Source organism: Ruegeria sp. N8 (assembly GCF_056531325.1).
In genome coordinates this window covers 1-21,338 of record NZ_JBQFLQ010000011.1, presented here as the reverse complement: position 1 = coordinate 21,338, position 21,338 = coordinate 1, and the positions used below count along the sequence as shown (strand labels likewise).

At 55.1% G+C, this 21,338-nt stretch carries 21 protein-coding genes; 16 read left to right on the top strand and 5 right to left on the bottom strand.

Annotated features, from left to right (window positions below):
- The first annotated feature begins 23 nt into the window (after window positions 1-23).
- Window positions 24-482 carry an ATPase gene (locus tag ACR0C5_RS17035; RefSeq protein ID WP_170417881.1) on the top strand — a complete coding sequence of 153 codons (459 nt, stop codon included), beginning with the start codon at window positions 24-26 and terminating at the stop codon, window positions 480-482.
- Window positions 483-491: 9 nt separating this feature from the next.
- Here ACR0C5_RS17035 and ACR0C5_RS17030 read toward each other — a convergent pair whose 3' ends face one another.
- From ACR0C5_RS17030 to ACR0C5_RS17020, 3 genes are all read right to left on the bottom strand, one after another.
- Window positions 492-2,588 carry a protein-disulfide reductase DsbD family protein gene (locus ACR0C5_RS17030; protein WP_170418009.1) on the bottom strand — a complete coding sequence of 699 codons (2,097 nt, stop codon included), beginning with the start codon at window positions 2,586-2,588 and terminating at the stop codon, window positions 492-494.
- A gap of 117 nt (window positions 2,589-2,705) precedes the next feature.
- A complete protein-coding gene (locus tag ACR0C5_RS17025; protein ID WP_170417885.1) occupies window positions 2,706-2,879 on the bottom strand; it encodes a hypothetical protein in 174 nt (57 codons plus the stop codon).
- Between the two features lie 39 nt (window positions 2,880-2,918).
- Window positions 2,919-3,230 (bottom strand): DUF2933 domain-containing protein, encoded by a 312-nt coding sequence (locus ACR0C5_RS17020; RefSeq protein ID WP_255612174.1) that lies wholly within the window; start codon window positions 3,228-3,230, stop codon window positions 2,919-2,921.
- Between the two features lie 374 nt (window positions 3,231-3,604).
- On the opposite strand from ACR0C5_RS17020, the gene ACR0C5_RS17015 reads away from it, so the two are divergent.
- The 9 genes from ACR0C5_RS17015 (at window position 3,605) to ACR0C5_RS16975 (ending at window position 10,488) form a co-directional block, all read left to right on the top strand.
- Complete coding sequence (locus ACR0C5_RS17015; RefSeq protein WP_050605720.1) at window positions 3,605-4,258, top strand: L,D-transpeptidase; 654 nt, start codon at window positions 3,605-3,607, stop codon at window positions 4,256-4,258.
- 634 nt (window positions 4,259-4,892) lie between these two features.
- Window positions 4,893-5,483, top strand: coding sequence for a L,D-transpeptidase (locus ACR0C5_RS17010; protein ID WP_170417888.1), 591 nt, complete (start codon window positions 4,893-4,895; stop codon window positions 5,481-5,483).
- Window positions 5,484-5,550: 67 nt separating this feature from the next.
- Window positions 5,551-6,000 (top strand): c-type cytochrome, encoded by a 450-nt coding sequence (locus ACR0C5_RS17005; RefSeq protein ID WP_170417891.1) that lies wholly within the window; start codon window positions 5,551-5,553, stop codon window positions 5,998-6,000.
- 183 nt (window positions 6,001-6,183) lie between these two features.
- The gene (locus ACR0C5_RS17000) at window positions 6,184-6,336 is read left to right on the top strand and encodes a hypothetical protein (protein ID WP_170746572.1); all 153 of its coding nucleotides are present in this window, start codon (window positions 6,184-6,186) and stop codon (window positions 6,334-6,336) included.
- Window positions 6,337-6,396: 60 nt separating this feature from the next.
- The gene (locus ACR0C5_RS16995; RefSeq protein ID WP_170417895.1) at window positions 6,397-6,966 is read left to right on the top strand and encodes a c-type cytochrome; all 570 of its coding nucleotides are present in this window, start codon (window positions 6,397-6,399) and stop codon (window positions 6,964-6,966) included.
- 9 nt (window positions 6,967-6,975) lie between these two features.
- Window positions 6,976-7,875 (top strand): c-type cytochrome, encoded by a 900-nt coding sequence (locus ACR0C5_RS16990; RefSeq protein WP_480878054.1) that lies wholly within the window; start codon window positions 6,976-6,978, stop codon window positions 7,873-7,875.
- 39 nt (window positions 7,876-7,914) lie between these two features.
- On the top strand, window positions 7,915-9,285 hold the full coding sequence (locus ACR0C5_RS16985; protein ID WP_170417903.1) for a multicopper oxidase family protein: 1,371 nt from the start codon (window positions 7,915-7,917) through the stop codon (window positions 9,283-9,285).
- Window positions 9,285-9,758, top strand: coding sequence for a c-type cytochrome (locus tag ACR0C5_RS16980; protein ID WP_170418019.1), 474 nt, complete (start codon window positions 9,285-9,287; stop codon window positions 9,756-9,758). Before ACR0C5_RS16985 ends, ACR0C5_RS16980 begins: the two co-directional genes overlap by 1 nt.
- A gap of 1 nt (window position 9,759) precedes the next feature.
- Window positions 9,760-10,488 carry a DsbA family protein gene (locus tag ACR0C5_RS16975; RefSeq protein ID WP_414478956.1) on the top strand — a complete coding sequence of 243 codons (729 nt, stop codon included), beginning with the start codon at window positions 9,760-9,762 and terminating at the stop codon, window positions 10,486-10,488.
- A 37-nt stretch (window positions 10,489-10,525) separates the two neighbouring features.
- Here the strand turns inward: ACR0C5_RS16975 and ACR0C5_RS16970 are convergent, their stop codons facing one another.
- Window positions 10,526-10,723 (bottom strand): heavy-metal-associated domain-containing protein, encoded by a 198-nt coding sequence (locus ACR0C5_RS16970; RefSeq protein ID WP_170417905.1) that lies wholly within the window; start codon window positions 10,721-10,723, stop codon window positions 10,526-10,528.
- A 173-nt stretch (window positions 10,724-10,896) separates the two neighbouring features.
- Between ACR0C5_RS16970 and ACR0C5_RS16965 the strand changes: the two genes are divergently transcribed.
- Together ACR0C5_RS16965 and cueR are read left to right on the top strand one after the other, a co-directional pair.
- A complete protein-coding gene (locus ACR0C5_RS16965; RefSeq protein ID WP_170417908.1) occupies window positions 10,897-13,407 on the top strand; it encodes a heavy metal translocating P-type ATPase in 2,511 nt (836 codons plus the stop codon).
- Window positions 13,408-13,422: 15 nt separating this feature from the next.
- Window positions 13,423-13,809, top strand: a complete 387-nt coding sequence (gene cueR, locus ACR0C5_RS16960; protein WP_152460772.1) for a Cu(I)-responsive transcriptional regulator — start codon at window positions 13,423-13,425, stop codon at window positions 13,807-13,809.
- 302 nt (window positions 13,810-14,111) lie between these two features.
- Here the strand turns inward: cueR and ACR0C5_RS16955 are convergent, their stop codons facing one another.
- The gene (locus ACR0C5_RS16955) at window positions 14,112-14,303 is read right to left on the bottom strand and encodes a hypothetical protein (RefSeq protein WP_170608328.1); all 192 of its coding nucleotides are present in this window, start codon (window positions 14,301-14,303) and stop codon (window positions 14,112-14,114) included.
- 123 nt (window positions 14,304-14,426) lie between these two features.
- Between ACR0C5_RS16955 and ACR0C5_RS16950 the strand changes: the two genes are divergently transcribed.
- The 4 genes from ACR0C5_RS16950 to ACR0C5_RS16935 form a co-directional block, all read left to right on the top strand.
- Window positions 14,427-16,622: an efflux RND transporter periplasmic adaptor subunit gene (locus ACR0C5_RS16950; protein WP_170417912.1), complete on the top strand. Its 2,196-nt coding sequence runs from the start codon at window positions 14,427-14,429 to the stop codon at window positions 16,620-16,622.
- Complete coding sequence (locus ACR0C5_RS16945) at window positions 16,619-19,798, top strand: efflux RND transporter permease subunit (protein ID WP_170417917.1); 3,180 nt, start codon at window positions 16,619-16,621, stop codon at window positions 19,796-19,798. Before ACR0C5_RS16950 ends, ACR0C5_RS16945 begins: the two co-directional genes overlap by 4 nt.
- A gap of 29 nt (window positions 19,799-19,827) precedes the next feature.
- A complete protein-coding gene (locus ACR0C5_RS16940; protein WP_170417920.1) occupies window positions 19,828-20,169 on the top strand; it encodes a copper-binding protein in 342 nt (113 codons plus the stop codon).
- A 565-nt stretch (window positions 20,170-20,734) separates the two neighbouring features.
- Window positions 20,735-21,338 (top strand): class I SAM-dependent methyltransferase (locus ACR0C5_RS16935; RefSeq protein ID WP_480878049.1); only part of this gene is annotated, 604 nt, incomplete at its 3' end.

The following is a 21,338-nucleotide window of genomic DNA, read 5'->3' as shown; positions in this document are numbered from 1 at the left end:
CCGATCTTTAGGAGGTTGAGACCATGAAAGTTGAAACGTTTTCTGATCTAATTGTCTGGACGCGGGAAATGCATCATTGGCTCGCCGAATGTTTGGCCCACTGTTCGACACAGTCAGAGCAGGAGCTGGCCAGGATGTTGCTTACCTACCTCGCCGATCATGAGGCTGCTCTGGAGAAAATCGTCGATGGTTTCGTGAAACGAGCCGATCCCAAAGCGCTCAACACCTGGGTATATGACTATTTGGGCAATGAGCCGATCGACCCACATCGCGCCTGCGACAGGCCGTTCGCACAGATGAGCGTCGATGAGATCTGCGAAGCGGTCTTCGATCTTCACAATCAGGTGATCGACTTATATCGGTATTTGCACGGGCGTGCCGAGATACCCGAGGCACGCGAACTCTTTCAGGCGATACTGGATATGGAAGAGCACGAGACCATGCGTTTAGCGCAGCAGAGCAACCGCGTCCGGGATATGTGAACTCCGGGGTCAGGATCCGCTTTCCACGGCTCCGCCCGCAATCGGCGCGGCCTGTTCCATCGCGTCGAGAATGGCGTTCGTGGTCAAGATCTCTGGCAGGGCGATGCCTTCGGGGGCCGACGGGCCGTAGACGATGTTGAAGGGGATCCCGAACCGTCCATTGTCCTCAAGGAAACGGGCGATCACATCGTCGGGGCGGGTCCAGTCGGCCTGCATCGGAATTGCTTTGTCCGATTGCAGTGTTGCCAGAACCTCGCCGCGTTCCAGCACCAGCGCTTTGTTGGCCTTGCAGGTCAGACACCAGTCGGCTGTGACATCGACGAAAACCACCTCGCCGCGCGACACAAGGCGGGCGATTTCGGGGCGGCTGAAGGTAATCCAAGGGATCTCTCCGGCTGGTTCAAGCAGCCTGGACCGGTCTTTGCCGGCAATCGCAACCGGTGCGGCAAACGCTGCGGTCAGCGTCAGCAACAGGGCTGTCCAGCGCAAAACGGGTGGCATCATCGTACTTTTCCAGATCAACAGGACCAGAACAGTTGCAGCCAGCACGGTAGCAGTTGCAGCAGTGTCTCCGGCCACCCCGACCATCACCCAGACCAACCAGCCGATCGTGGTCAGCAGTGCCGCCGACAGGGCCCATTTTAATCCCACCATCCAACGCCCCGGTTTAGGCAGAGCGGCGGTAAGTTTCGGGTGCACTGCAACCAGCAGGTAAGGAATGGCCAGCCCGACCCCCATTGCGGTGAAGATCGCCACGATATCCACCGGTCGGCCGGTCAGGGCAAAGGCCACCGCCGTGCCGAGGAAGGGGGCCGAGCAGGGCGTCGCCAGAACTGCTGAGAAGGCTCCGGTCAGGAAATCCCCGACCAGCGACACGCGGCCCTTTTCGACATGGGCAAGCCGGGTGTTCAGCGACTGCGGCAGCGTGATCTCGAACAAGCCCGCGAGGCTGGTTGCAAAAACCGCCAGCACCACGATCATCACCGCAAGGAAAAGCGGATTCTGGAACTGGATGCCCCAGCCGACGGAATAGCCCAGCGACCGCGCCGCAATGGTGATAGCCGCCAACAGCCACATGAATGTCAGGATTCCGGCTGCCGAAGCCAGGAACCCGGCGCGAATCTGAGCCGCAGAGCGGTCGCGAGCCTTTACCGCCGAGGAAAGCTTGATCGAAAGCACTGGCAGTACGCAGGGCATGACATTCAGAATCAACCCGCCGCCCACCGCCAGCAAAATGATCCAGACCAGCGCGCTGGCTGAAGTTTCGGCGGCCGCGATCTCATATGGTGGCGGGGTAGGGGGAGCGTCGGTACGGGGCGAAAACTCGGCCACGCGGTTGGTGTCGGTAACCGTGACGGACAAGGCGGGGGGGTCCTGTGCCAGAGCGAGGACCGGGAACTGCACCCATAGCTGACGCCTGTCGCCAGCGAGCCGGATGTCGGGTGCACCAAACGCGGTGTCACGTCCCATGTCGGGAAAGACATCAGGCGCATCAAAGGGCAGGTCGCTGGTGAAATTCAGCGTCAGCATCTCGGACTCGGTATCCAGGGTCGCGGCGTCGGACTTCATTCCGCTTGTGTTTCCCGTGGTTGGCACCCGCGACAGAAAGGCATTTATAAGCCGGGCCGAGTCCTGATCCCGACCCGTTCCCTGAGTCAGCGACAAGTCCAGCGAAAACTCGACCGGCACACAGATATCGGAACAGATCAGCGTTGTCACAGCGGCCTTCAAGTCAACTGGCGCTCCGGGGTTCTCGAGTGTGACGGTCAGCGGAAAGACCACTTCGTCCTTGTACCCGAAATTCTCGATCCCGAAGGCGCGAAAACGGATCGGCGCGGGCCAGTGAAACTGTACGTCGCTGACGTTTTGCGAGCCGTTCCAAGTGATCTTGGGCGGAATTCCCACCTCACCAGGCGACTTCCAGTAGGTTTTCCAATCTTCGCCCAGTTTCAGATGCAGTCCTGCAGTGATCGTCTTGACGTCAGGCGCGATCCCGTCCTGCGCGGTAATTATGTGTGCGACCAGGGGCTCTGATTCATACGCTTGGGATGTAGCTGCAAGGCTTGTCCCGGCGGAAGTCTGGCCAAAGATTAACCCCAAGATCATAATACATAAATTTAGGAGTGTTCTTGCCATTGCGCGTTGCCATCGGTTGTTTTGCACCCGTCTCTGCCAGATTCCAGCGCTGGAGGGTCAACGAGCCGGAATGTCACATCCCCACGATCAGCTCACGAAACCTTCGCGCCCGTCTTCGCAGATGAAATAGGCCCCGCCATCCGCGCCCTCCCATTGAACCCGGCAACCTTGGGGCAGGGCGTATTCAGGCTGCGGCGGTTGCAGCGGGCATAGTTTAGGGCGTGGTGCGCAAGCCGCCAGCGAAAGAGCGGCCAGCGACATGGCGGCCAACCTTGAGCACCAAAGCTTCATGATTGAAGATTATTGCCGGTGTACTGGGTTCGGTCCGACCGCGGCGTCTGTTGCCTTTGGTCTTTCCGATTCAGATTTGTTCGAATGACAGGATTTTTCCATCGCCTTGTGCATAAAGAAATGGGCTCCGAGGCACAGGATCAACGGTGCGAAAAGACCCAAGGAGTCAGAAAGCCCACCAACCGTCCCGCCGGCGATCAAGTAGAGAGCGATCGGCGTTATCATGGCAATGCAACATACCATCATGCCCCATTTCATTATCTTGCCGCCGCTAACCGGTACTGACGCCTGCGGCGCGTTTGCAGTCTGTTTTTCTTTCACATTCAACTCCAAAATTTGGATTGGAGACCTCTGCTAACGCCTTCCCACGATGGAAGGTCAAGCTGTTTTGGCGCGAAGCGAATTTGACGCTGTCAAACCAGTCCAGCATTTGCTTGGGCCTTACTTGGTGCATAGACACGGCCGGAACAGGGAAGTTTTTAGGGGTATGAACAGCAGGCATTGTCGTCCCGACGCCTGGTGAAGTTTCAGGTTAAACACGAAGCTGCCTAGGTCACTTTAAGCCTTGAAAACTCGCGGGTGGGTCGAAGCGATATCGAACGAATAATTGAATGGACAAATCTTCCCCCGTCGCGGATTGTCTAATCCCCTGGGTACTAACTCCAGACACCAACCAGCCAATAGGAGCGCTATCAATGCTGACCAGACGACATTTTGTTGCAGCCTCGCTCGCCATTTTCTCTCAGCCGGTTTTTGGAGTGACGTCGGCGGCGGCCTCGCAATGGTCGGAGTGGGATGCGCAAGTAACTCCAGCCAATTTTGATCCCGCAACATCCAATCCCTGGGGTTTACACCCACGTTTCCTGCCTCAGCGTGTGCAAACCAATCGACCACTTACTCCGGGTGACATTCATGTCGACGCGGTGGCACGATATCTGTATTTCATCGAAGACGGTGGCACAGCAATGCGTTACGGCGTAGCCATTGCCCGAGGCAATCTTTACGAGCCCGGAGTCTACACGATCAAGCGAAAGGCCAAATGGCCGCGTTGGACTCCTACAGCCGAAATGATTGAGCGCGACCCTGATGAATATGCGCAATTCGCAGATGGTGTGCCCGGTGGGCCGACAAACCCATTGGGATCAAGGGCGTTTTATCTGTTCGAAGGTGGTCGCGACACATACCTGCGAATTCACGGAACGCCTTATCCAAGATCTATCGGAGGTCGCGCAAGTTCTGGCTGCGTAAGGATGGCGATGCCACATATCATCGGGCTTTATGATCGTGTCAGGCCAGGGTCCACGGCTCATCTCTACCCTCCCGAGCGGCTTCTGACCGCGACCAGCTGACAGGCGCTTGTCAGGCGCGCGTACAGATTGGGCGCCCTTCAATAGTCCTAAGTGGTAGGTAGGTTGTTTCAACTGGCCCAACATAGCGATACCAATAGCAACCGTCCTCAGGCATGATTTTCACTGCGTTCAGGTCCTGGCCCGGAGCAGCAATCTGGGCTACGGCGTCAGGAACTTGGGAAAGCGTTCCGGGCTCGCTATCTGCAGATATTGACGTTGTTTCGGTACAAGCGCCGATGAACAAAAGTGCGGCCAGTGCTTGGAAAGCTTTCCTGAAGGACATGGTGTTTAGTCCACTGTGATTGTCATTTGTAGTGCCTGCTACCCTCGCATCGACGGGTGATCACATCAATTCACCAAGAACTAAGCAATTGTTAGCGTTGCTTTTTTGTGTTCGGTTGATTCAAGAAAGTCAGGTTTTGCTTAAAGCAGCCTGGAGTTACGTCCAAGAAAAATTGCTTTTCCACAATGACTTGATGATTTGGGTCCGCCTTCTAAGGAAATATCCCTGCGCCAACGGCAACGACAATTCAGACGAGACATCCCATATGAAATGTCATTTGCGTGTTGACCTTCCAGCGCAGGAACCGGGCATACGAGTTATTTGAGTCGGAAAAAAAGAATAAACTTTGGGATGGCAGGCATGAAACGGAGCAAAGAAGGAAAGGTTGTTACGCGACGTGGAGTGATTGCCGCGTTTGCTGCGACGACGCTTTTTCCAGCACCGGCCGTTTGGGCCCAATCAACGGCAACTGAGGGGACGCGCCGCAATGTTTCCTCATTCCGCGTTGCTAAATGGCAGGACCACTTTGATACGCTTAAGAATGGTGTGATCCTGTCCGATACACAGTCCAAGGTCCTGCAATATTGGTCGGAAGACGAAAGCGTCTACCGAATGTATCCAACCAGCGTACCGCTGACGGAAGACCTTACAAGGCTGGGCTACACCACAGTTACTCGCAAGGTCGAAGGGCCGTCTTGGCGACCGACACCAGCAATGAAAAAGCGCAACCCCGCTTGGCCCGATTATGTGGGCCCGGGTCCGGAGAATCCTCTGGGGACACATGCACTTTATTTGAGCTGGCAATACTACCGGATCCACGGCACCAACGACACGCGCAAGATCGGGAGAAGATCCTCCAACGGCTGCATTGGCTTGTACAACGAGCAGATTGCGGAATTGTTCGAACTGGCCACTGTGGGCACTCAGGTAAAACTGATCTGACCTTGGTCAGGCCGATTTTTTTTGCGCGCGTTGAACCTAAGAACTGACAATCATGTGAAGAACAGAGATGGATAAACTTACACTCTTGATCGGCGGAGTAGTGATCGCAGGCGCCGCCGCGTTCGTCTACAACTTAAATCAGCAACCAACAGGTCACTCGATGACGCCGCCCGATACGTCAGCACTGGAGCAAGGAGACCCAATCGAAAACGTCACTCTGCCGGACCAGCTAAGCGAATTTGCGGCCGTCGGCAAAGTGGCATTCGACGCCAAATGCTCGGCGTGCCATGGCGCGAATGCAACAGGTCTGGAAGGCCTTGCACCACCTTTGGTGCATAAAATCTATGAACCAAGCCACCATTCGGACGAGTCATTTTATGTGGCAGTCCAGAATGGAGTTCGGGCACACCATTGGAAGTTCGGCAATATGCCGCCGGTCGATGGCTTGACCCGTGCGGATGTGAAGGGCATCGTGGCGTATATCAGAGAGCTGCAGCAGGAAAACGGGATTTTCTGAAGGTGACGAGCCGAATGGGCAGTGCAATTCGTTACATCATACTGTCAATGGTGCTGACCATTGGCGGGCTGCTTGTGACGGCCGATTCTGCTCATGCACATGGCAGTGGTTCTCAGCACGTGATTGACCAAACGGACTCCGCGGACGTTGAGCATGTCAAGCAGGGTCATCCCGGACATTGTCATGGCGGAACGATTTGCAACGCTGTTGGTCTATTTTCGATGGGTCCACCACCGCCTGGCCCCCAAGATACTGAACAAAGATACTCGATCCCTCGAGCCCAATACCGGGTTCTCGGTATCGCGGCGTTTGACCCACCACCGCCGCGTGTCCTGATCTGACCAGTCGAATTGCGCTCAACCTGGGCGCGTCGAAGCAGACGACAAGGACAAAACAATGAACATTCTGAAAATGACCACAGGCGTTGCCCTGGTTTCTCTGTTTGCAGCCGCCGCCCTGGCGCATGGTGGCGCAACCGGCATCGTCAAAGAACGCATGGATGGTATGTCCGCGATGAAGGACAGCATGAAGATCCTTACGCCGATGATGCAGGGGAAAACGCCCTACAATGCGCAAACGGTACGAAGCGAGGCCAAGAAAATCGGGCGTCACGCTGGCGAGAGCATGACAAAGCTGTTTCCAGAGGGATCTGATGGCAAACCCTCGGAGGCCAAATCGGAGATCTGGCAGGATTGGGGTTCATTTGCAGAGTTAGCCAGGCAGTTGGAATCCTACTCTGAAGGCCTTGTGCTTGCGGCGGACAACGGGTTGATGATGTCCGGGTCGGGCCATGGTTCGGGCATGATGGGCGGCGCATCCATGATGGGTGGCGGTTCTATGATGGGTGCCGGAATGATGGGCGGCAGTCCAAACCAGGCACAACTTTCTGAAATGCCGGCAGATGGTGTGTTCATGATGCTGAGCCAGACATGCTCGGCGTGTCACACGCAATTTCGGTCGGAATAGGAATGCGTCATGAGACCGATATTCCGATTGGGCCTTGCTGCCGCCGTAGCGGCGTCAGCGGGACTTGTTGCTGTGATGGCTTGGCCGATTGGCCAGCCCTTACAAGCTCTCGACATTCAGGGTGACGTTAACCGCGGGGCGTATCTGGCAAGGGCAAGTGGTTGTATCGCTTGCCACACAGATTTTGCCAAAGGGGGCGCGTCCTTGGCCGGTGGGGTGGAGTTGGATACCCCGTTCGGCACGCTCTTTTCGCCGAACCTGACCACAGATCCCGATCACGGGATCGGTGATTGGACAATCGAGGAGTTCGCCCGCGCGGTGCGTCAAGGCGTATCACCCGGCGGACAACCCTATTACCCGGCCTTTCCTTATCCATTCTATGCCAATTTCACGGATCAGGACATCGCCGATCTCTGGGCCGCATGGCAAACAGTTCCACCGGTAGCGGAACCGTCAAAAGAACAGGAAATGGCGTTCCCCTTCAATCAGAGATGGGGCCTGAAGCTGTGGCGCGCGGCTTTTCTGGAACCACCCCGCACTGATCCCGTGCCGGGCAATGACGAAGTGTGGAACCGGGGCCGGCTACTGGTCGAAGGTGCCACACATTGTGCGGCCTGCCACACCGGGAGGAACCTGGCTGGCGCAAGAAATTCGGACACGGAACACTTCAAGGGAAGTGACTCTCTGCCGGGCGGTGACAAGGCACCGGCCATCGACTTTGAGACCCTGCAAAAGCGTGGTTGGACGGTAGATGATTTGGCCTACGCGTTGCGCACCGGCGTCATGCCTGATGGCGATGTCTTCGGCGGCGCCATGGGAGAGGTCGTAAACTATGGCACCAGCTTTCTGACAGACGAAGACCGGAAGGCAATGGCGACCTATCTGCTGGATGTGCACGACGGGGGGTAATCGAGTGAGAGATCAAATTTTCTTTGGAGGGAAGTCCTCATGAAGCTCAATCGCAGGCAATTCGTTGCAGGCACGTCGGCACTAATCGCAGTGCCGACTATCGGGAGGGCGGCTACCGCCCCCCGAATAATCGAGGCGCGTTCAGGATTGGCACGTGTTGCCCCCGACAGCTATCCTGAAACCGAGATATGGGGATATGATGGCGGTGTTCCGGGCCCCGAAATTCGTGCCCGGCAGGGCGAAACGGTTCGCCGGACACTCCTGAACTCACTGCCTCAGCCTACGGCAATCCATTGGCATGGACTGCGGGTTCCAAACAACATGGATGGGGTGCCGGGTCTTACACAGGAGGCTGTACCAACAAGCGGCGAGTTTCAGTATGACTTGCCTCTGAAGGATGCAGGAACCTTCTGGTACCACTCTCATAACCAGTCAACGGAACAAGTGGCCAGGGGCCTTTACGGCGCGTTCATCGTCGACGAAATGGACCCGCCGGACACGGATCATGACATTACGATCCTGCTGGATGACTGGAGGTTGGGTCAGGACGCCCAAATCGTCGATGATTTCGGCGCGATGCATGACTGGACGCATGCAGGCCGAATGGGAAACTACGTTCACGCACACATATCGCCCATGACAGAAGTTCTGACAAACCAGCGTTTGCGACTTCGAATGGTCAACGTGGCAACTGATCGGATCATGTATGTCTCAGTAGGTGGCGCAAACGGGAAACTGGTCGCTTATGATGGCATGCCTGTAAGGCAGCCAGAGGATTTTGAAACCCTTGTTTTTGGGCCTGCACAGCGAGCAGACTTAATTGTTGATGTCACAGCGGAATCGAACGAAGCCGTTCAAATAACTCTTCACGAACGCGATGAATCGTTTGTCATTGCTGAAATCCCGGTTTCGGGAAGCGGTGCATCCGCAAACCGCGGTGCAATAGAAGCCCTGCCACCCAACCCTGTTTCCTTTCTCGAAGATGTTTCTGACGCTTTGACAATCCCATTAGTGATGGAAGGCGGGGCGATGGGCGGACTGCGTCAAGGCACTTTTAACGGCCAGGTCATGAGCACCAATGAATTGGTTCAGGAAGGGCAGATCTGGACATTCAACGGTGTCGCCGGGTTACCTGAAAACCCCCTTGCTGCCGTTTCGCGTGGCGACATAGTCCGGATTCAGATGCAGAACGACACCGTCTTTCCGCACGCTATGCACTTGCACGGGACGCACTTTCAGGAAGTTCTGCCAAACGGCAACCTAGGGCCGCTGCGGGACACAATCCTGGTTGACCGGATAGAAAAGCGGGAGATTGCGTTCGTTGCGGATAACCCGGGGGATTGGCTGTTTCATTGCCATATGCTGTCGCATCAGGCCGCTGGTATGAAGACCTGGCTGAGCGTGGCATGATGAACAAGAGTTCGGCGAAATGGGTGTCACTGGCTGCTGTAGTGATCATTGTCGCGGTCGCTGGCTGGGGCCTGAGTGGGCGTGCGCAGAACAGTGCATCAGCGGATTCGGCACGTGGTGCAGTTTTGTACGCCGAAAACTGCGCGTCATGCCACGGGGCAAATTTGGAGGGTCAGCAGGATTGGCAAACACCTGATCCGGATGGCGTCTTGCGGGCGCCCCCGCATGACCGAACCGGGCATACCTGGCATCACGGCGACAAGCTGTTGTTCGACTATACAAAGTTTGGCGGGGACCAAACTTTGAAACAGATGGGTGTCGCTGACGTCAAAAGCGGCATGCCAGGCTTCGGGGACACTCTGTCGGATCAGGATATCTGGGACATCCTCGCCTTCATCAAGGAGAGTTGGCCGGATCGGGAACGCAAGCTGCAAGAGCAACGCACCGAAGCAGAACAAACGGAAGGAAACTGATGTGAAACGAATACTTGCAGGCTTAGTCGCTATCGCCATGTCGATTGGCATTCCTATGGCACGCGCCGACGAGCTGTCTGACTCCGATGTAAAACGGCTGGCTCTCGAAGCCATTTTGGAAAACCCTGAGATCATCATGCAGGCGATTCAATTGCTTCAACAGCGCGAGGATCAGGCAAAAGCCGAAGCAATTGGAAGCGTCTTGGAAAATCAGCGTGAATTGCTGGAACAGGATCCGAATGCGCCTGTAATCGGAAACCCGGAAGGCGATGTAACCGTGGTCGAGTTTTTCGACTATAACTGCCCATATTGCAAACGCGCTGCCCCGGTCGTGAAGAACGTAATCGCGGGCGATTCCGATGTGCGAATTGTTTATCGAGAATGGCCCATACTTGGAGAAGGTTCCGACTTCGCGGCACGCGCTGCGCTGGCCTCACGAAACCAGGGAAAATACGAAGAATTTCATTGGGCGCTTATGGCTCTGAACGGTCGTGCCACTGAGGCCAGTGTACTGAAAGTTGTTCGGGAACTTGGCCTGGACGAGGATCAATTGCGCGCAGATATGGAAGCGCCGGAAGTCGACGCGCATATTCAGATTTCCATGGAATTGGCCCGACAGCTTGGCTTCAGTGGCACTCCTTCGTTTGTGATTGGAGATGCGCTTGCCCCGGGTCTGATCACCGAAGATGAAATGACCCGGTTAATCGTGGCAGTCAGAGACGCAAGATAGAACCAAGGGGGCGACAGCATGTGCGCTCCTAAGTTTATCATGCGATCGTGGCTTCGTATCCCTCGGACTTCAGCGCTGCAAGGATATGATCAAGTGAATTGGTGCTTAAGACACGTACCCTGCGGTTTTCCATGTCAAAGTCCAACTGTGCGGAGGAATCCACCGTGGCAACGGCTTTTTCGATAGCTGACTTGCAGTGCCCGCAGCTCATATCCGGGATATTTAGGGTCGTCATGGATGTTTGCTCCTGTGTTCCGTCGTCCCGGCTAAAGTATTCCAGCACAGGAAGGTCAAGTCGTGATTATTGGATCGTCAAAATTAGTGGCAAAGAAAGTCAGCCCCATCCCTTGACCTTCCACTTGCTGGAACCCTTATGTTTCCCGTCAGCAGAACATTGGTGGTGACAATATGACTGAAATTTCACATGCAAGGTTTCAAGTTCAGGGTATGAGCTGTGCGTCCTGCGTAGGGCGGGTTGAGCGCGCGTTGAAAGATGTGCCAGGGGTAGATGCCGCTTCGGTTAATCTCGCCAGCGAAAGCGTTCAGGTCGATTTCCGCGATCCAGCCGATAAAGCGGCCATTGCTGATGCGTTAAACAGCGCCGGATATCTGGCACGGACGGAAGAGGTAACGCTGGATATTCAGAACATGTCCTGCGCATCGTGCGTGGGGCGCGTTGAACGGGCATTGCAAGCAGATGATGGCGTCTTGTCCGCGTCGGTCAATCTGGCCACCGAAAGTGCAACTGTACGTTATGCTGAGGGAGTCACAACACCCGAAGCCATCGCGGCGCTTGCGGCATCTGCTGGCTATCCGGCGAGCCTGCGATCCGCGACGCAGACCGAACCACAAGACCGCAAAGCCAAAGAGATTCGCCAATTGGCCCGGCGAACAAGCTTTGCCGCCTTGCTCGCTTTGCCGGTCTTTATCCTTGAAATGGGCTCGCATGTTATTCCGGGCATGCACCACCTGATAGCGAGCACGATCGGCATCCAGAACAGCTATTACCTGCAATTCCTTCTAACCACGATCGTTCTTTTTGGGCCAGGTTTGCAGTTCTATACTAAGGGATTCCCTTCCTTGTTCAAAGGCGCGCCGGACATGAATTCTCTGGTGGCTCTGGGCACTTCGGCGGCTTATGGGTTCTCGCTTGTTTCCACCTTTGCGCCGGGTGTTCTTCCCGCCGGAACCGCAAACGTCTACTACGAGGCCGCAGCGGTGATCGTGGTTCTCATATTGCTGGGGAGGTTCCTCGAGGCGCGCGCCAAGGGGCGAACTGGTGAAGCGATCCGAAAACTGGTCGGTCTGCAGGCAAAAACAGCGCGCGTTGAGCGCGACGGATCGGTTGTCGAGCTACCGATCGAGCAGATCGTTGTAGGGGATATTGTGCACGTTCGACCGGGCGAAAAAATCGCGGTGGATGGTGCCGTAGTGACCGGCGCGTCATATGTCGATGAAAGCATGATCACCGGCGAGCCGGTTCCTGCCGAAAAGACCGAGGGCGCAACTGTGGTCGGCGGAACAGTTAATGGCGCGGGCGCATTGACGTACCGGGCTGAAAAGATCGGCGCAGACACTATGTTGGCCCAGATCATTCAAATGGTCGAACAAGCACAGGGTGCCAAGCTTCCGATTCAAGGCTTGGTTGACCGCATCACGCTGTGGTTCGTGCCGGTAGTGATCGCTGTGGCCGTAATGACTGTGCTGGTTTGGATGTTGTTCGGACCCGATCCTGCGCTCAGCTTGGCGTTGGTAGCCGGGGTTGCGGTACTGATCATTGCTTGCCCCTGCGCCATGGGGTTGGCCACACCCACCTCAATCATGGTCGGCACCGGCCGCGCGGCCGAGATGGGTGTCCTGTTTCGAAAGGGCGACGCCTTGCAAATGCTGCAGGAAACCACCGTTGTTGCGGTGGACAAGACGGGGACCTTGACCGAAGGGCGTCCGGAGCTGACCGACCTGATTGTGGCCGAAGGATTGGCCGAGGATGAGGTTCTGCGCCTTGTTGCTGCCGTTGAGGTCACATCCGAACATCCGATCGCCACGGCCATCGTGCGCGCGGCTGAAACCCGTGGTCTGGAGCTTTCGAAGCCAGAAGACTTCACGTCGATCACCGGTTACGGGGTAAGCGCCTCAGTCGAAGGCCATACAATCCTGATCGGGGCCGACCGCCTGATGAGTCGCGAAGGGGTTGAAATGGGCGCGTTGTCTGATCGGGGCGCTGAACTCGCAATCAACGGAAAGACTCCACTTTATGCCTCCGTAGACGGAGTTATCGCAGCCGTCATCGCCGTGGCGGACCCAATCAAGACCACCACGCCAGACGCAATTGAAGCTTTGCACGGACTGGGGCTGAAAGTAGCGATGATTACCGGCGACAATACCGCTACAGCCAAATCCATCGCGGCGCAGCTTGGCATCGATCATGTCGTGGCCGAGGTTCTGCCAGAGGGTAAAGTATCCGCGTTGCAAGATCTGCGCTCAAATGGCGGAAAACTGGCCTTTGTGGGTGATGGCATCAATGATGCCCCCGCTCTGGCGGCGGCTGACGTAGGAATTGCGATCGGGACAGGCACTGACATCGCCATCGAGGCGGCTGACGTCGTTCTGATGTCAGGCGACCTGACAGGCGTGGTCAACGCCTTCGATATTAGTCAGCGCACCATGCGTAACATCCGCCAAAACCTGTTCTGGGCTTTCAGCTACAACACGCTGCTCATACCGGTTGCAGCGGGGGTGCTCTATCCGTTTGGCGGCCCGTTGCTGTCGCCGGTTTTGGCTGCAGGTGCCATGGCGCTGTCCAGTGTATTTGTCCTGACCAACGCGCTGCGGTTGCGCTGGGTTAAGCCGATCAAAGTTGGGCGAGAACAGATCTCGCAGAATGAAGAGCAGGCGCTGCGATCAGCGCCTGCTGAATAGAATAGGAGAACCGCTGTGAATATCGGAGATGTAGCAGAACGTTCGGGTCTGCCTGCCAAAACCATCCGTTATTACGAGGATATCGGATTCATCAAACCCAGGCGCAGTCTGAACGGGTATCGACATTTCGACGAAAAGGAACTGCACAAACTGGCCTTCATCGGGCGGGCCCGCTCATTGGGCTTTACCATTGAGGATTGCCGTTCACTACTGGCGTTGTACGAGGACAAAGAACGCGCAAGCGCGGACGTGAAGGATATCGCCAAACAGAACCTAAAAGAAATAGATGCCAAGATCGCGGACCTGAAGGCCATGCATGCTACACTGTCTCATTTAATCGATGAATGTGCCGGAGACCACCGTCCCGACTGCCCGATCCTGAAGAACCTCGGCCAAACTTAGATGCGCTCATCGTATGAACTGCCTCCTATTTTGGCAGTTTGTTACGTGTATTCGCGGGAATCCGCTTCATTTCGATACAGCGCACCAACTCACCTGTTTTTTCCTCCGACTGGCTTGAACACTCGTTACGTTCGTCCTAACTGCACGGGATGAAGTGGAAGTTTTTCTCAGTGTTGCGAATGACGTTTCTGACATGCGTCTGCTTGGCGATGACCTTCGTCGGCACTGTTGTGGTCGCGAGCAGTGACGTCAAAAACAGTAGCACCTCTGAGCCTCACGGCGTTTCAATGGCTGCAAAGTCATCAGACTTCAAACACGACCATAGCGGTTTGCATCCGACGACTGGCCAAATCCACACGGATAGCCACGTAAATCACAGCGGAGAATGTCATTCCGGTATCTGTTGTGTTGGCGAATATCCGACCCACGTAGGACTTGCGGTTTTGGCTGAAGCTTTTGGCCAGAAAAACCGTAACATGGATTCCGACATCCACAACTCTCAAGCGCCTCTGACGCCCGATCGTCCTCCACAAATCTCCTAACATCCACAGGCCCGTCAGCGCGGGTTTTCATGTTGTTTCGGTTCGAGCATGCACTGCGACCGTCAGGAGATTATTATGCGTGGAAGATATGCGGCACTATCAGTACTTGCCTTGGCGATTGGCCTGGGTGGAGGTGTCTTTCTTGAAAGACTGTACCTGAATCCAATTGATCAGGGCCAGTCGAACGAACCAGAGGTCCTTTATTGGGTAGCACCGATGGATCCGAATTTTCGGCAGCCTGGACCTGGAAAATCGCCGATGGGTATGGACTTGATCCCGGTTTATTCTGGGCAGGAACCTACCGGCGACCCTGAAGAAGTCACCCTGAGCGCTGCGGAAATCAACGCAATTGGTGTGCGAACTGCGGTTGCACGCATGACTGATATCGAACCTCGCATCGAAACGGTGGGTTTCGTCGGCTTTGACGAACACCTGACCAATCACGTTCATACGCGTGTTGAAGGTTGGATTGAGCAACTGAAAGTTCGAGCGGTCGGTGATCGCGTTGAGAAGGGGCAAGTTTTATTTGAACTCTTTTCACCACTGATCGCAGCTGCGACCGGCGATCTTGTACGCGCAGTCGAAGCTGGTGACCCGCGGATTTTGGACGCGGCGCGCAATAAGTTGATCAGCCACGGTATGTCCGCTCGTCAGGTTGCTGAGATTGAGGCGGGCGGTGAGTTGGTTCGAAATGTGGAAATTGAGGCACCTCAAAACGGTGTCGTCATAGCTCTGAATGCCGCCGATGGCATGTACCTGCAGCCAGGCACGCTTGCTTTTTCGGTAACCGATCTTTCTGAAGTATGGCTGATCGTTGATGTATTTGAACGAGATATTGCACGTTTGTCGGAAGATATGCGCGCGATAGCAAGGTTCGAGCACCTACCCGGTCGCACCTTCGAAGGCGACATCGACTATGTTTACCCTGAGCTTGATCCGCAAACCCGAACTCTTCCCGTAAGGCTTAGTTTCGATAACACCGACGGCGTGCTGCGGCCGGGCATGTTTGGCAGTGTTAGCCTTATACCGGATGAAAGCCGAAATGTTCTCACTGTTCCATCAGAGGCGTTAATTCGTACCGGTTCGGCGGAACGCGTCATCTTAAAAACAGGCGATGGTACTTTTCGCCCGAGACTGGTGACTACAGGTCTTCGAGACAGTTTCGGCGAGGGGGGTCGAACAGAAGTTCTGCAAGGGCTTGAACCTGGTGAGGAAGTTGTCGCATCCGCACAGTTTCTAATCGACAGTGAAAGTGCTTTGAGCGCCGGTTTCACCCGAATGGCACCAACGGATACCGAACCAGCACGCGGGGCAGGCACCCTGGTTTCACTCGATGCCCAAAATCGTATGGCAACTGTTCGTCACGATGTTCTCGAAAGCCTCGATTGGCCCGCAATGACTTCGCAGTTTCCGGTGAGGTCTGGTGTTTCGCTCGACAGCTTGAGTGCAGGCGACGCAGTCGCTTTCGTGATCGCACGGGGTGCGGATGGGCTTCTGAGCCTGATGGAGCTTGCACCAGACGATGGTATTGCCGGAACTGGTGCCGGAATCGCGCGCGCCGTCACTTCAGACGGCAAATTGACGCTTGAGCACGGACCGATCCCCGAGCTCGGTTGGGCCGCCATGACAATGGATTTGCCTGTTGTAGGAGTAGATCTCACTACCGTGCCAATCGACATGCCAATTGAGTTTGATCTGGCTGAGGGAGAAGGGGGGATGTTCTCGATTGTGGCAATTCGCGAAGAGGGCTCGCCGCCGACGGATTCCGTTGAACCCGAAGAAACCGACACGCCTTCTGCTCCACCGATTGTAGTCACCGGCACGATCAACCTCGTTAATGCTGAGGCGGGAACGGCAACCATCACTCACGGGCCGATGACTGAGATTGGCATGCCCGGAATGACCATGGATTTCCCATTAGAACCTACATTGGACACAAGCATGCTCGAAGTCGGTTCTGAAATGACTCTGACTTTCGCGCGTGCAGATGGCATGACAATGGTGTTGGCTGCGGCAACGCCTATTGCACCGCCACTTCAGGTTTCTGGCCGGATTAACAGTATCGACCCGAACGCGCGTACCGCGAACGTAACACACGGTCCGATGACTGAGATCGGCATGCCGGGCATGACCATGGATTTCCCGGTTGCGGAGGGGATTGAGGTTTCTAACTTGCCTGTAGGGATTGATGTTTCTTTGATCCTTCGCCGCAATCCCGACTTTTCGATGACGCTGTTAGAGGTCGCGCTTGATGGGAGTGTTACGCAGTGATCACGGCCATCATTCGTTCTTCGCTCGCCAACAGGTTCGTCATCTTGGCCCTCGCATTCATGATAGGAGTTGCGGGTATTTGGGCCATTCGTGAGACGCCGGTTGATGCAATCCCGGATCTGTCGGATGTCCAGGTAATTGTTCGCACGCCATATCCCGGGCAAGCGCCTCAAGTTGTCGAAAACCAAATCACATATCCACTTGCGACAGCCCTATTGGCCGTACCCGGTGCAAAAGACGTTCGCGGGTTCTCGTTCTTTGGAGACAGCTTTGTATATGTTGTCTTTGAGGACGGGACGGACCTCTACTGGGCTCGGTCGCGTGTGCTCGAATACTTGGGCCAGATTACCGGCAGCTTACCTGAGGGCGTGTCACCACAACTTGGCCCTGATGCGACTGGGGTCGGGTGGATTTATCAGTATGCGCTGGTTGACAGAACCGGAAATCATGATCTGGCTCAGCTCAGGACTCTGCAGGATTGGTTTCTGAAATACGAATTACAAGCCGTGGAAGGCGTCTCAGAAGTCGCCACCATCGGCGGAATGGTCAAACAGTACCAGGTCGTCGTCGACCCAAACAAACTACGTGCCTATGACATAACACTTGCACAATTGAGGACGGCTATTCAGGCGGCCAACCGCGAGACGGGCGGCAGCGTCATTGAGATGGGGGAAGCCGAATTCATGGTCAGGTCCTCGGGCTACATTGACGAATTGTCAGACCTTGCAAGCGCGCCGTTGATGGTCAACGACCGTGGCGCCGCTCTGACGCTTGGAGACGTCGCTGAAATCCGTCTGGGGCCGGAAATGCGGCGCGGTGTCGGAGAACTCGACGGGCAAGGAGACGCGGTTGGTGGAGTAGTCATTCTGCGATGGGGTGGGAATGCGTTGGCAACGATCAAAGCGGTGGAGGCGCGCATCGAAGAGTTGCGCTCAAACCTGCCGGAGGGGGTCGAAATCATAACGACCTACGACCGATCTGGTGTGATCGAGCGTGCTATCGATAACCTCCAGAAGAAACTGACGCAGGAATTCATTGTCGTTGTTCTTGTGTGCGCGGCTTTTCTACTTCATCTGCGGTCATCCCTCGTAATTCTTCTGTCGCTCCCTCTGGGAATCTTTGCCGCATTTATTCTGATGAAGGCGCAAGGAGTAAACGCAAACATCATGTCGCTCGGCGGCATAGCCATCGCTATTGGTGCGATGGTCGACGCATCGATTGTGATGATCGAGGCGATGCACAGGCGGTTGGAAAAAGAAAAGCTCACAGCAGAGAACCGATGGCGGATTGTGCAAGAGTGCGCTTCTGAGGTGGGACCAGCCCTTTTTTATTCTCTGGCGATTATCACGGTTAGTTTTTTGCCTGTTTTCGTTCTGGAAAATCAGGAAGGTAGGCTCTTCTCGCCACTCGCTTATACCAAAACCTACGCCATGGCTGCAGCCGCCATCCTTTCGATAACGCTGGTTCCGGTCTTGATGGGTTACTTTGTAAGGGGGCGTATTCTACCGGAGCGAAAAAATCCGCTAAATCGCTTGGTTGTGTTCGTGTACCGCCCATTTCTGGACGCGGCAATTGCCTGGCCATGGGCAACAACACTGTTGGCCGGCGTTCTGGTGACGTCCATGTGGTACCCGTACCAGAGAATTGGCTCTGAATTCATGCCCGAGTTGAACGAAGGTGATTTTCTCTACATGCCGAGCTTCTACCCCGGGATCTCGACGGGAAAAGCCCGTGAGGTACTGCAGCAGACCAACCGCCTGATCGCGACCGTGCCAGAAGTCGAAACTGTTCACGGTAAAGTTGGGCGTGCGGAGACTGCAACCGATCCAGCACCTCTAACGATGGTGGAGACCACAATCCAACTCAAGCCGGAAGAAGAATGGCGCCCCGGCATGACAATGGAGAAAATCCGGAATGAGCTCGATCGTATCGTTCAGGTTCCGGGCGTTACAAATGTTTGGATCCAACCTATCAAGAACCGCATCGATATGCTTGCGACAGGTATCCGTACTCCTGTCGGTGTCAAAATATCCGGCACCGACTTGGAGGTCATTACAGATATAGGGATCGAAGTAGAGCGTGCGGTCGCTGATATTGATGGAACGGCTTCCGCCTACGCAGAGCGACCTGTTGGCGGGCGTTTCATCGAAATCGACGTCAAACGAGATGCCGCCTCCCGATACATGATGAGTGTTCGAGAAGTTCAGGACGTAGTGCAGACCGCAATTGGCGGTATGCAAGTGTCGGAATCTGTGGAGGGGCTGGAGAGGTTTCCTATAAACCTTCGGTACCCTCAGGCATGGCGAGACAGCCCGGAACGGCTCGAAAATCTTCCTGTCGTCACGCCGTCGGGTGCTCATGTGCCACTGTCCGCTCTCGCCGATATTCGAATAGTTGACGGGCCGGGAATGATACGATCAGAGAACGCTCGACGAACTGGGTTCGTGTTCATCGACATCGCGGGGCGCGACCTGGGCGGCTATGTGGCCGAAGCACAAGAGGTGGTTACAGAAAAGGTCGACCTGCCTCCAGGTTACTCGCTGACTTGGTCAGGGCAGTATGAGTACATAGAGAGAATGCAGGACAGGTTGACGATCGTTGCTCCTGCAACCCTGCTAATTATCACGCTCATGCTTTTCTTGGCGTTCAATCGGGTGATTGAGGTCGGGATAATTCTTGCGGCGCTCCCGGTCGCATTGGCAGGTGGGGTTTGGTTCTTATGGTATCTTAACTTCGATATCTCAATTGCTGTGCTCGTGGGCTTCATCGCGCTGGCGGGAGTTGCCGTGGAAACAGCGATTGTCATGTTGTTGTACCTCAATCTTGCTTGGGAGAAACGTCGAGGGCTGGCGCAATCGGAACAGCGAAAGCTGACACGTGACGATATCGAAGACGCGGTGTTCGAAGGAGCCGTTCTTCGGGTTCGGCCGAAGGTAATGACTGTAGCCACGATCTTTGCAGCACTGATACCCATCATGTACGGCACCGGTACAGGCTCTGAAATCATGCAGCGGATCGCTGCGCCGATGATTGGGGGCATGGTGACAGCGACCCTTCTTACGCTTTTTGTCATTCCCGCAATATTCGTGATTTGGAAACGGCTCGCGCTCAATCGCGTGAACCGAGAGATCTCCCACACGATCCAGGAAGTGCCCCCTGCGCTTCCGGCAGAATAATACCCACAACCTTGAAACAGGAGCATCTGATGAAAACTTTGACTGCAATTTTGGCCCTATTGGCCGTGTCTACAACATCCGGCATCGCGCAAACGAACCACGGCATGGACCATTCCAACATGCCCATGTCTTCCGAACAGATGGAAGGTGCGGTCCACGCAAAGGCTTTGGTGAACTCAATTGGCGACGAAACCGCTAACGTCAGCCATGATCCGATCCCCGAGATCGGGTGGCCCGCGATGACGATGGATTTGCAGCTTCTTGAGAATGCCCAGATGATGGGTGAGATCAGCGCAGGTGACGAAGTCACACTGATGTTGGTCAAAAGCGATGATGGTATGTATGCGATCGGCGCGATCATGAAAAACTGAGTCTGTTGATGCGGCAGCTATTCACCAATGATGTGATTGTTCGCCGTTTCAACGACTGTAGGAAATTCTATGAACTAAGAGAAATGGAGTAGGAGCCACTCAAGAACCAAATCGTATTTCAACGATCTGTGGCTCTGCTCATAAGTTATCAGTCCATTGTCGGTTAAAGGCGCTTTAAGCAATTCGTTGACTGATTGAAGCTCCAAAGCTCAGAAAATCTTCCGGCTATACTGATTGAACAGAGCAATCCAGGCAAGCAGTACACAAACTGCCAACGCTTCGGTATCTCCGGCCCGCGCCACTGCAGTTAAACTGCGCAAAATTCTGGAGCTACTTGCGCAGCCCAGTGGAAATCTGACCGACAAGCAAATCCCACCTAAAACATTTCACAATTGGAATGTGTGTACTACATTGTCGCCGAGATGACTTCACGCGGCCATTCAACGGACCAGCGTCGAATTGTCTGGGGCGTTGCCTTGTTGGTTTTTGCTTCAGTCGAAAACGCAGCGCGGAGCGGTCAAAATGAGGATATCTCCAGGGCGACGACTTGGGAAAACGATACGACATGACAGCTAACACAAGAGAGCACTGGGACGATGTCTATGGCGAGAAGTTTGACACCCAATTGAGTTGGCACGAGGATGATCCAGAGATATCGCTTGAACTCATCGAGTTGATCAGAGTGTCTAAGCCTTCATCCGTCATCGACATTGGTGGAGGTACATCTCGTCTTGCTGGAGCGTTGCTTGCGAAGGGGCTCCATGACGTGACAGTTCTCGATCTATCGCAGGTCGCGTTGGACACGGCCCGGGAAAGGTTGGGGCGCGCCGCTGAAACAGTCACTTGGATTTCTGCAGATATAACTTCTTGGGTCCCCGATCGCAGATATGACGTCTGGCATGATAGGGCGGTTTTTCACTTTCTCGTGGATACATCGCAACGCGCGGCCTATCTGGAAAGCGTGAAGAAAGGGGTAAAAATTGGCGGCCATGTGATCATTGCTACGTTTGCACTTGATGGGCCGGAGACTTGCAGTGGTCTCCCTGTCGCCCGCTATAGTCCGAGCGATATCGCCGTGCTTTTTGAGGAACACTTTGAACTCGTCGCGCATCGCCATCACCTGCACCAAACCTCTTGGGGGGAAAGTCAGTCTTTCCAGTTCAGTGTTC